The organism is Micrococcus sp. KRD070 (genome assembly GCF_017168435.1).
Lineage (GTDB): Bacteria > Actinomycetota > Actinomycetes > Actinomycetales > Micrococcaceae > Micrococcus > Micrococcus luteus.
Map to the genome: position 1 here is coordinate 1 of NZ_JABFNH010000014.1, position 10875 is coordinate 10875.

General features: G+C 75.5%; 10 protein-coding genes and 1 pseudogene. 5 read left to right on the plus strand and 6 right to left on the minus strand.

Annotated elements, in window-relative coordinates; genetic code table 11:
• Nucleotides 1–476: ZIP family metal transporter (locus J1M38_RS04555; protein WP_206501184.1), on the plus strand; the 476-nt coding region annotated here is incomplete at its 5' end.
• A 30-nt stretch (nucleotides 477–506) separates the two neighbouring features.
• Here the strand turns inward: J1M38_RS04555 and J1M38_RS04560 are convergent.
• The 3 genes from J1M38_RS04560 to J1M38_RS04570 form a co-directional block, all read right to left on the minus strand.
• Nucleotides 507–1427: an SDR family oxidoreductase gene (locus J1M38_RS04560; RefSeq protein ID WP_342356204.1), complete on the minus strand. Its 921-nt coding sequence runs from the start codon at nucleotides 1425–1427 to the stop codon at nucleotides 507–509.
• Nucleotides 1428–1647: 220 nt separating this feature from the next.
• Nucleotides 1648–3279 (minus strand): amidohydrolase, encoded by a 1632-nt coding sequence (locus tag J1M38_RS04565; RefSeq protein WP_206481885.1) that lies wholly within the window; start codon nucleotides 3277–3279, stop codon nucleotides 1648–1650.
• A gap of 194 nt (nucleotides 3280–3473) precedes the next feature.
• Nucleotides 3474–4652 carry a cystathionine gamma-lyase gene (locus tag J1M38_RS04570; RefSeq protein ID WP_095353522.1) on the minus strand — a complete coding sequence of 393 codons (1179 nt, stop codon included), beginning with the start codon at nucleotides 4650–4652 and terminating at the stop codon, nucleotides 3474–3476.
• A 61-nt stretch (nucleotides 4653–4713) separates the two neighbouring features.
• Here J1M38_RS04570 and J1M38_RS04575 point away from each other — a divergent pair, with 61 nt between their 5' ends.
• A complete protein-coding gene (locus J1M38_RS04575) occupies nucleotides 4714–6462 on the plus strand; it encodes an ABC-F family ATP-binding cassette domain-containing protein (protein ID WP_036315586.1) in 1749 nt (582 codons plus the stop codon).
• Between the two features lie 45 nt (nucleotides 6463–6507).
• Here J1M38_RS04575 and J1M38_RS04580 read toward each other — a convergent pair whose 3' ends face one another.
• Entirely contained in the window at nucleotides 6508–6957 is a 450-nt protein-coding gene (locus J1M38_RS04580) for an SRPBCC family protein (protein ID WP_020627043.1), read from the minus strand.
• A gap of 281 nt (nucleotides 6958–7238) precedes the next feature.
• Here J1M38_RS04580 and J1M38_RS11970 point away from each other — a divergent pair.
• Nucleotides 7239–7568, plus strand: a pseudogene (locus J1M38_RS11970) (Pr6Pr family membrane protein); the annotation flags it as partial.
• Nucleotides 7569–7572: 4 nt separating this feature from the next.
• Here the strand turns inward: J1M38_RS11970 and J1M38_RS04590 are convergent.
• Together J1M38_RS04590 and trpB are read right to left on the minus strand one after the other, a co-directional pair.
• Nucleotides 7573–7983, minus strand: a complete 411-nt coding sequence (locus J1M38_RS04590) for a hypothetical protein (RefSeq protein WP_241246478.1) — start codon at nucleotides 7981–7983, stop codon at nucleotides 7573–7575.
• A gap of 51 nt (nucleotides 7984–8034) precedes the next feature.
• Entirely contained in the window at nucleotides 8035–9336 is a 1302-nt protein-coding gene (gene trpB / locus J1M38_RS04595; protein ID WP_206481878.1) for a tryptophan synthase subunit beta, read from the minus strand.
• 248 nt (nucleotides 9337–9584) lie between these two features.
• Here trpB and J1M38_RS04600 point away from each other — a divergent pair, with 248 nt between their 5' ends.
• Both J1M38_RS04600 and J1M38_RS04605 read left to right on the plus strand, forming a co-directional pair.
• On the plus strand, nucleotides 9585–10160 hold the full coding sequence (locus J1M38_RS04600; RefSeq protein WP_206481876.1) for a hypothetical protein: 576 nt from the start codon (nucleotides 9585–9587) through the stop codon (nucleotides 10158–10160).
• A gap of 89 nt (nucleotides 10161–10249) precedes the next feature.
• Nucleotides 10250–10813, plus strand: coding sequence for a GNAT family N-acetyltransferase (locus J1M38_RS04605; RefSeq protein WP_206481874.1), 564 nt, complete (start codon nucleotides 10250–10252; stop codon nucleotides 10811–10813).
• The last annotated feature ends 62 nt before the right edge of the window (nucleotides 10814–10875 follow it).

Consider the following 10875-nt stretch of genomic DNA (forward strand, 5'->3'; position numbering starts at 1 on the left):
GCGACCGTGCGGTGGAGCGCTCCGCCGCGAGGTCCGGCGGCTCGTCCTCGGGCGCGGCGCTGACCGTGGGCGCGCTGCTGGACGGCATCCCGGAGCAGCTCGTGCTGGGCATCGGGCTGGCCGCGGGCGAAGGCGTCTCCCTCGCGCTGCTCGTGGCGATCTTCATGTCCAACCTGCCTGAGTCCATCGCCGCCACGGCCGACTCCCTCGACGGCGGCAAGACGCGGCGCCACCTGCTGGTCCAGTGGTCGCTCGTGGCGGTGGTCTGCGCTCTGGCGACGTGGGGCGGCGGGCTGATCGCCGACGTCGCCTCCCCCGCCCTGACCGGCGGCATCCAGGGCTTCGCGGCCGGCGCCCTGCTGGTCATGCTGATCGACACGATGATCCCCGAGGCCCGCGAGAAGGGCGGGGAGAGGGCCGGGCTGCTCACCGTGGTCGGCTTCGCGCTCGGCGCGTTCCTGTCCCTGGTGGTGTGACCGCCCAGGGACAGGAACGCCCGGCTCCGGTCACGGGGTCGGCATGCCGCCGGTCACCGGGATGGTCGCGCCCACCACATAGGAGGACTCCGGCGAGGCCAGGAACACGTAGGCCGGGGCGAGCTCGGTGGGCTGGCCGGCGCGGCCCAGCGGGGTGGACTGGCCGAACTCCGGCAGGTCCTCCGACTTCTGGCCGCCGGAGGGCTGCAGCGGGGTCCAGATCGGACCGGGCGCCACGGCGTTCACGCGGATGCCCTTCGGGGCCAGCTGCTGGCCCAGGGCCTTCGTGAAGGTGTTGATGGCGGCCTTCGTGGCGGAGTAGTCCACCAGCTGCTCCGGGGCCATGTAGGCGACCACGGAGGTGGTGTTGATGATCGTGGAGCCCGGCTTCAGGTGCGGCAGGGCGGCCTTGACCAGGCGGAACTGGGCCAGGATGTTGATGTCGAAGGTGGCCTCGAGCTGCTCGTCGTCGATGTCCTCGATCGAGTCCTGCGCCACCTGCTTGCCGCCGTTGTTCACCAGCACGTCCAGCCCGCCGAGCTTCTCGACCGCCTGGGCCACGAGGTCGGCGCAGAACGTCTTGTCGCGCAGGTCGCCGGGGATCCCAGCGGCGGTGCGCCCCTCCGCCTGCAGGACCTCGAGGACGTGCTGGGCGTCCTTCTCCTCCTCGGGCAGGTAGCTGATGACGACGTCGGCGCCCTCGCGCGCGAACGCGATCGCGGTGGCCGCGCCGATGCCGGAGTCACCGCCGGTGATGAGCGCCTTGCGGCCCTCGAGACGGCCGGTGCCGCGGTAGGACTTCTCACCCAGGTCGGCCTTCGGCGTCATCTCCGCGTCCAGGCCGGTGCCGGGCAGCGTCTCCTCCGGCGGGCTGATCACGGGGTAGCGCTTCGTGGGGTCCTGCAGGGTGAGCTGGTCGGTGGTGGTGGTGTTCGCGTCTTCGTGCGCCACGGGGTGCTCCTCATGGTCTCGGGGCGACGCGCGGTCTGCGCGCCGTCCTCCGAGCGTAGGGAGCAGCCCCCCAGCAGAGCCACGGCTGACCGCCGGGTCACCGGACATGCCCCACCCCCCTTCCGGGACGAGCCCTGCGATATGGCCCTCAAACGCGTGGTTCAGGGGCCATATCGCAGGGCTCGTCGCGGGGCGCCGGGGCCGGGGCCGGGGCCGGGCGTCACAGCCCGCCGTGCACGAACTCCCCTCCCACGGCGGTGGCGACGACGTCGATCGCCGCGATCTGGTCGCTCGGCACCGCGCGCGGGTCCTCGCTGAGCACCGTGAAGTCCGCGAGCTGGCCTGCGACGAGCCGTCCCTTGCGGCCGCCCCAGCCGGTCGCCTCCGCGGAGCCGACCGTATAGGCGTGCAGGGCCTCGGCCACCGTGAGCCGCTCCGCGTCCGGGCCGTACTGCTCGCCGGTCTCGGTGCGGCGCAGCACGAAGTCCTGGATGACCTCCAGCGGGCGGCCGCCGGCCACGGGGCGGTCCGAGCTGCCGGGCAGCACCAGGCCCGCACGCAGCAGCCGGCCGGCCGGGTACGACAGCGCGGCCCGCTCCGGCCCGATCCGCTCCCGCACCGACCCGCCGAACGCGCTGATGAAGTTCGGCTGGGTGGCCATCACGACCTCCAGCTCGGCCATGCGGGCCACCTGATCGTCGCGGACCACCCCGCCGTGCTCCACGCGGTGCGGCATCACGGGCCGCCCGAACCGGCCCCGCGCCTCGGCGATCACGTCGAGCGCGAAGTCGAGGGCGGCGTCGCCGATCGCGTGCAGGGCCAGCGCCCAGCCGGCGGCCGCCGCACCGAGGCACGCCCGGCGCATCTCCCCCGCGTCCTGCTGCAGGTAGCCGCGGCCGTGGCCGTGGCCGCAGTAGTCCTCGGTCATCGCGGCGGTCTGTCCGAGCATCGACCCGTCCGTGAACACCTTCGCCGGCCCGATCTGCAGCCACTCGTCGCCCACGCCCGTGCGCACGCCGGCGTCGAGGGTCAGGTGCGTGCCGTCGTCGGGATGGCCGTCCACCGGGTGCAGCGCGTCCAGGGTGACCATCGTCTGGAAGCGGGTGCGCAGCAGCCCCGCGTCCCGGGCGCGCTGGTACGCGCCGAACTCGAGCGGGCTGTGCCCGATCCACCCGCCGGCCACCCCCGCATCGGTCACCGAGGTGATGCCCTCGGCCGCGTACTCCTGCGACGCCCGCGCCAGGCACGCGCCGATGTGCTCGTGGGACTCCGGCTGCAGCAGCCGGGTCACCAGGCTCATGGCGGTCTCCTCCAACAGGCCGGTGGGCCGGCCGGCGGCGTCCGTGAGGATCCGCCCGCCCTCGGGCTGCTGCAGCACCTGCTCCCCCACGCCGGCCAGGACCAGCACCGCCCCGGACACCGTGACGGCGTGGCCCGTGTTGTGGCGGATGAGCACGGGGCGCCCGGAGGCGGCGGCGTCGAGGCTGTCCCGGTCCGGCTGGGGGCCGGTGAGGTGGCCGGGATCGAAGCCGGTGCACGTCACCCAGGCGCCGGGGTCGAGCTCGGCGGCTCGGGCGCGGACCCGGCGGTGGACCTCCTCCGCGGTGCGCGCGCCCTCGAGGTCCACGTCCAGCCGGGACTGGCCGAACCAGACGCTGTGCGCGTGGGCGTCGTTGAACCCGGCGAGGACGGTGCGCCCCCGCACGTCGAGGCGTTCGCGTGCTGCGAGGCCGTCCAGCTCCTCGTCCACCCCGACGACGACGCCCCGCCACACCCCCAGCCGCGAGGCCGACGGGCGGGCGGGGTCGCCGGTGAGGAGGCGGGCGTTCTCCACGATCAGGTCGAGCTGCATGGGGGGTCTCCTGGGTCTCCTGGGGCGGGGCGGCGGGCGAGGCGCGGGTGGGCGGCCTCGTCCGCGAGCGTAGCCGGGACGCGGGTCAGGGTGAGGTCTCGGCGGCGCTCACTTTCAGGGCCGAATACGACTCTCCCGGGCCCCAGAGCCCCCGGGAGAGTCGTATTCGGCCCACAAAGTGCGGAGGGCGCGGGTCAGGCGGTCGGCCCGCCGCCCGCGGCGGTCATCGCGCGTTCCAGGTCGGCCAGCAGCTCGGCGGTGGGCTCCACGCCCACGGACAGACGCACGAAACCGTCCGGGACGTCGTCGCCCCAGCGGGCGCGGCGCTCGGCCGCCGTGTGCGTGCCGCCGAAGCTGGTCTGCGGCACCACGTACTGCGCCGCGGCGATGAACCGCTCGGCCGCCGCCGCGTCCGCGAACCGCAGCCCGACGAGGCCGCCCGCCGCCGTCATCTGACGCGCCACGACCTCCGCGTCCGGGTGGTCCGCCAGCCCCGGGTAGACCACGGCGCGCACCGCCGGGTGGCCCGCGGCCAGCTCCGCGACCGCCTGCGCCGAGGCGCACATCCGGGCGAAGCGGACCTCGAGGGTCTCGAGACCGCGGTGGATGAGCCAGGCCTCGTGGGTGCCCAGGATCCCGCCGGCCAGGGTCCGCCAGCCGCGCACCCGCGCCATCACCTGCGGGTCCCGGCTGGCCACGTGCCCGCCGAGGGCGTCCGTGTGCCCGTTGACGGCCTTCGTGTCCGAGGCCATGACCACGTCCGCCCCCAGCTCCAGCGGGCGCTGCCCCAGGGGGGTCAGCAGCGTGTTGTCCACCACCACGAGGGCCCCCGCGCCGTCCCGGCGGCCGTTCGCGTGGGCGCGGGCGGCGACGTCCGCCAGGTCCGCCACGCGCAGCCCCGGGTTGGAGGGGGTCTCCACGAGCACCAGGTCGTAGCCGCTCAGGTCCGCATGGGCGAGCCCCTGGGTGGCGACCAGGTCCACGTGCACGCCTCGGGGCGTGAGGTGCTCGGCGGCGAGGGCGCGGGTGGGCCCGTAGCCGTCCGCGGGCAGGAGGGCGCGGTCCCCCGGGTGCAGCAGGGGCAGCAGGACGGCGGCGATCGCGGCCATGCCGGAGGGGACCACGGCGACGTCGGCGTCCTCCAGCGCGCCCAGGGCGGCCTCGAGCGCGGACCAGGTGGGCGTGGCCCAGCGCGCGTACTGGAAAGGCACGTCCGCGCCGGGGGCGGTGGGGGCGCCGTCCGGGTCCGCGCCGGGCAGGTGGAACGCGCTCGCGTGGACCAGCGGCGGGGAGATGGACTCCCCCGGGGCCATCCCGTGGGCGCGGTGGTGCAGGACGGTGCCGAAGGCGGGCGGCGGCGGGGCGGCGGACATGGCCCCGAGCGTAGTCCCGACCCCGGACGCGGCAGCGCGCCCCCTCCCTAGACTGGCGGACATGACCTCCGGCCCTCCCTCCCCCGCCCTGCCCGCCGGGCCCGCCGCCCACCTGCGCGGCGAGCACCTGACCGTCTCGCTCGGCGGGCACCGCGTGCTCACGGACGCCACGGTGCGGATCAACGCCGGCTCGCGGCTCGGGATCGTGGGTGAGAACGGGCGCGGCAAGACCACGCTGCTCCACGTGCTCACGGGCCGGATCACGCCCGACGTCGGCCGCGTGACGCGGGCGGGCACGCTCGCGTTCGTCCCGCAGGCGCTGCGGGCGCGGGCCGACGGGCGCTCCCGCACGGTGGGCGACCTGGTCCGCGACGCCCTCACGGGCCCGCACGCCGCACTCGAGGCCCTGGACGCCGCCGCGGCCGCCCTGGCCGAGGCCCCCGACGACGCCGGCGCCGGACACCGGTACTCCACCGCGCTGGAGCGGGCCCACCTCTACGACGCCTGGGACGCCGGCCGGCGCGTGGACATGGACCTCGAGGGGCTGCACGCGTGCACGGACCGCGAGCGCCCCCTCACATCGCTCTCGGTCGGCCAGCGCCACCGGGTGCGCCTGGCCGTCACCCTCGGCTCCCGGCCGGACCTGCTGCTGCTGGACGAGCCGACCAACCACCTGGACGACGTCGCCCTGGACTTCCTCACCCGCCGGCTGGTGGAGCACCCGGGCGGGGTCGCCGTCGTCAGCCACGACCGCGCCCTGCTGCGCGCCGTGTGCACCGACATCGTGGACCTGGATCCCAGCCAGGACGGGCGGCCGCGGCGGTACTCCGGCGGGTACGCCGGCTGGGCGAAGGGGCGCCGCCGCGCCCGGGCCGCCTGGGAGCAGGAGTACGCCGAGCAGAACGCCGAGCGCGAGCGGCTGGAGCTGGCCGTGGAGGACGCGCGGGAGCAGATGCAGGGCTCGTGGCGGCCCCCGAAGGGCACCGGCAAGCACCAGCGCTCGAGCCGGTCGGCGGGGATCGTGCAGATGTTCAACCGGCGCTTCGACGAGCTGGAGGCGCACCGGATCACCGTGCCCGAGCCGCCCCTGCGCCTGGACTGGCCGTTCGCGGACATGCCCGACGGCGACCCGCGGGACGGCGCGGACGCGGCGGCGGGCACGGCGGGCGGGCCGGGCACGGCGGGCGACGACGTCCTGCTCACCGCGGACGCCGTGCGCGTGGCCGGGCGGCTCGAGCAGCCGATGGGCGCGGCCCTCGTGCCGGGCGGCCGCGTGCTGGTGACGGGCCCGAACGGGGCCGGGAAGTCCACGCTGCTGCGCGTGCTCGCCGGGGACCTGGAGCCCACGAGCGGCTTGGTGACCGTGGGCGCCGACGTGCGCGTGCGCCTCGTGGCGCAGGAGACCCCCGCGTGGGACGAGGAGCGCACCGCCGCCGCCGTGTTCGAGGAGCACGTGCGCCGCGTCGGCGCGGACGAGGCCGGCGTCGACGACCTGGGCCGTCCCCTGCCGGCCCCCACGCTGCCCTCGCTCGGGCTGCTCACCGCCGAGGCCGCGGACACCCCGGTCGGACGCCTGTCCCAGGGGCAGCAGGCCCGTCTGCACCTGGCGATGGTGCTCATCGAGCGCCCCCACGTGCTGCTGCTGGACGAGCCGACGAACCACCTCTCCCCCGCGCTCGTGGACGAGATGACCGAGGCCCTGCAGGTCACGGAGCAGGCCGTCGTCGTGGTGACCCACGACCGGCAGATGCTCGCCGACCTCGCCGACTGGCCGCGCGTCGAGCTGCGGACCGACGCCGCGGCGGTGTGAGGCGGGCGGGGCCCCTGGCCACAGGCCCGGCCCGGCGGTCCGCCCTCAGAGGTGCGCCCGGCACAGCCGCCGCAGCGCCACGCGGGCCGGCAGTCGGTAGGCCAGGGCGACGACGGCGGGCCCGTGGACCGTCAGCCCCGCCCGGGTGCCGCGGGGGGTGGCGGTGAGGTCGTGCGTCATGGAGACCGCCGTCCCGGCCACCCGCACCGTCCACCGCCAGGTGCGGGCGTCGTCGTCGACCTCCTCGACCACGAACGGGACGCGCAGCCCCAGGGGCGCGTGGACCACGCCGCGAAGCCCGGCCCGCAGCCGGCGCCGTGGCGCCTCCACGGCGCGGATCTGCGGAGCCCACCGCGGCCACAGGCGCAGGTCGGCGTAGCGGGCCCAGGCCACGTCCACGGCGGCGGGCCCGGTCGTCGTCACGCGGCGGAACTGTCGGGGGCGGCGCGCGCGCCTCGCGCCGGCGGGGGTGCGGGTCCAGGGGGTCCGGATCATGGTGCCGAGCGTAGGGTCCGGACCGCCGGCCGGGACACGCCCGCCGGCCCGAGCGGCTCGGCCAGTGCACCGGGGGCGGCGTCGCGCTCCGGCAGGATGGGCGCATGACCCTCCCCACCCCCTCCGGCCGCTGGACGACGACGGCGCGGCCTGCCTTCGCCGTCGCCGCGGCCCTGTCCCTGGGCGGCAACCTGCTCTCACTGTGGATCGGCTCGTGGAAGTCCTCGGACCTGCCGGCCGACGCGGGCTACGCGGGCGTGCTCGAGGGCGGCTGGGAGCACATGCTCAACCAGCCCACGTACTTCACGTTCCTCTCGAACTTCCTGGTGGGGCTGACGTCCCTGCTGCTGGCGCTGCGCCTGCACCGGCCGGGCACGCTGTTCCGGGTGCTGCGGGTGACGGGGGTGGTGTGCATCGTGATCACGGGCGTGGTGTTCAACGTGCTGCTGCGGGACGCCGACCCGATGACCGCCGTCGAGCGGTTCAACGACACCCTGCAGCACATCGTCACGCCGATCCTCACCCCGGTGCTGTGGGCGGTCTTCGGGCCGCGGCGGCAGATCACGTGGCGGGTGGTGTGGTTGTCCACGCTCATCCCGCTCGCCTGGCTGGCGTTCACGCTGCTGCGCGGGCCGTGGCTGGACTGGTACCCGTACACGATCCTGGACGTCCCGCGGCCAGCCCGATGCCCAGCACGAGCTGCTCCGGGATGCCGTCCAGCAGCGCGCCCACGGTCAGCGCCGCGCCCGAGGACGAGCCGCCGGACCTCGCGGCGGAGCGCTCCACCGCACGGTCGCCGAGGAAGTAGGCGGCCGCGCCGAGCGTCAGCCCGATGCCGACGGCGGCGGGCCCGGCCGCCTGCACGCCCGCCTCCGCGAGCTCGAAGGACACGGACGCGATCAGGGCGCCGGCGCCGAAGGCGAGCACGAGTCCGATCGTGCCCATGTGCCAGCGGCGCAGGGTCGCCAGGACGGCGCCCACGAGCAGGGAGGACGCGGCGACCGCGCCCCACATCAGGGTCATCACGCGTGCCAGGCTACGCGCTGACCGGGGGCGACGCCGGGCCGCCGCCTCAGCTCACCGCACGACCTCGTCCGCCTCGCCCGTGAGCCCGAGCTTCTCGGCCACGTAGTCCACGTCCTTGTCTCCGCGGCCGGAGAGGTTGACCAGGATCCGCGCGTCCCGGCCCATCTGCGGGGCGAGGCGGATCGCGTGCGCCACGGCGTGCGCGGACTCGAGCGCGGGGATGACGCCCTCGAGCCGCGTGAGCCGCTGGAACGCGTCGAGCACGGCCGCGTCGTCCTCGGCCACGTACCGGACGCGGCCGACGCGCGCGAAGTGGGCGTGCTGTGGGCCGACGCCCGGGTAGTCCAGGCCCGAGGCGATCGAGTGCACGGGATCCGGGGTGCCGTCGTCGTCGGCGAGGACGAGGGTGGCCATGCCGTGGAGGATGCCGTCGCGGCCCTGGGTCATGGTCATCGCGTGCTCGCCCTTGGCCGCGGAGCGGCCGCCGGGCTCGACGCCCACGAGCGCGACGTCGGCGTCGTCGAGGAACGCGGTGAACGCGCCCATCGCGTTGGAGCCGCCGCCCACCGCGGCGACGACGGCGCTCGGCAGCGCCCCGAACCGCTCCTGGAATTGGGCGCGGGCCTCGCGGCCGACCACGGACTGGAAGTCGCGGATCATCGTGGGGAACGGGTGCGGTCCCACCACGGAGCCGATCGCGAAGAGGTACTTCTCCGGGTCCGCCGCGTACACCTCGAACGCCGAGTCCACGGCCTCCTTCAGGGAGCGGCCCTCGCGCTCCACCGAGACCACCTTCGTGCCGAGCAGGCGCATGCGCACCACGTTGGGGTGCTGCTTGGCCACGTCGATCGCGCCCATGTGGATCTCGCAGTCGAGGCCGACCATCGCGGCCGCCGTCGCCAGGGCCACGCCGTGCTGGCCGGCGCCGGTCTCCGCGATCAGGCTGCGCTTGCCCATGCGCTTGGCGAGCAGCGCCTCGCCGATCGTGTGATTGATCTTGTGGGCGCCCGTGTGGTTCAGGTCCTCGCGCTTGAGCACGATCCGTGCGCCGCCGAGCTCGTCGGAGAGGCGGTCCAGCGGGGTCAGGGGGGAGGGGCGCCCGACGGCGTCGCGTAGCAGGCGTCGGTATTCGGCGTAGAACTCGGGATCCTGGCGCGCCTCGGCGTACGCGCGGGCGACCTCAGCCATGGGGCCGGCCAGCTGCGGGGGCAGGTGGGCGCCGCCGTACTGGCCGAACATGCCGTCCGCGGAGACGTCCAGGTCCGGGGTGGTGACGAGGTCGCAGGCCTCGGCGAGGGTGCGGGGCTCGGCGGCGCCTCTCAGGGCGTTGTCCTCGGGGTTGCGGTGGGTCATCGGGGGTACTCCTGGGATGGGGCCCGCCGGAGCCGCTCATGACCGAGCCGCCCGGCAGGCGAGCGGCTCGTCGTGTCAGATGCGCATGACCGGGGCCGCCCTCAGGCGGCCCACCACTGCTGCGCGCGCATCTGCATGGGGCCAGCGTACTGCACGTCGAGGCAGGCGTGAGTCTCACCATGTGGCTGCAAATCTCATCATGTGGACGCCGCTCCCCGTCTCAGTGAATCACGATTCACCCTGGATTCATGACCATCACCGCCGTCGACACCCCGTCCCCGACCGCCGAGGCCGCCGCTGTGCTCGCCGCCACTCCGGGCATGCGGTACGCCGAGTTCCTCACCGCCGCCCCCGCAGTGCCCGGCATCGTGGCCGTGGTGGCCGAGGAGTCAGCCCGTGCCGCCCTGGGCCTCACCCCCGCCGCCGGTGATGTCCTCGCCGTCGACGTGGCCGACGAGAGCCTGCAGTGCCGCGAGGTGCGCGCCGCCTTCCAGTCCGGTCGTACCGGCGTCTCACCGCTGCGCCAGGCGTTCGCCGCCCTGCTGGCGGGCGAGCTCGCCCTGGACGTGGAGCGCACCAGCCCGGGTGCGGCGGGGGCAGGCTTCGCCCTTACCCCGGAGTCCGAGGAGACGCTCACGGCGTGGATGCGGGAGCACCTGACGCTGCGCGCCTGGGTCGCCCAGGACGCCTCCGCCCTCGAGGGGGTCGCCCGAGAGGTGGTCGCCGACCTCGCCCCGGCCCTGCAGCCGGGCGCCCTGGAGGCCCCCGTGGCGCAGCGGGTCGCGGCCATGAGGGCCTCCGCCCGCCGGTCCGCCACGCTCTGAGCCGGCCGGGCGCCCGGGCGACGCCCCGGCCCTGGCGCTCGGTCTCGTCGTGCCGGGAGATCCCCCGAGGCCGCTGACAGGATGGGTGCATGAAGCACGAGATCGTCCTCACCCGCGGGGACCTCACCCTGCGCCCCCTCGTCCCCGACGACGGCCCCGCCCTGCGCGAGCTCGTCGACGCGGCCATGTGGGCGGGGAACAGCGCGCCCCTGCCGGTGGACGGCGCGGCCATGTCCGCGCACCTCGCCGAGCTGATCGAGCGGGAGGGCACCTTCGCGTTCGCCGTCGAGCAGGGCGGGGAGCTGGTGGGGCGCACGAGCCTCTACGACCTGGTGCCGGGGCTGCGAGTGGAGGTGGGGCACACGGTCTACGCCCGTCGGGTGTGGGGCACCTCCGTGAACCCCGGCTGCAAGCTGCTGTTGTTCGGGCACGCGTTCGAGGAATGGACGCTGGAGCGGGTGGCCCTGCGCTGCGACCACCGCAACGCCCGTTCGCACGCCGCCATCGCCCGCCTGGGGGCGGCGTTCGAGGGCACTCTGCGCCGCTTCCGCCCGGCGGCGGACGGCACGATCGCCGACGTCGACTACTTCAGCGTGGTGCGCGAGGAGTGGCCCGCGGTGCGCGCCGGGCTCGAGGCGCGCCTGACCGCCTAGGGGTGTAGAACGGGGAGATGCCACCCGAATCCTCTGCCCCGTCCGCCGGCCTCGGGCCCTCC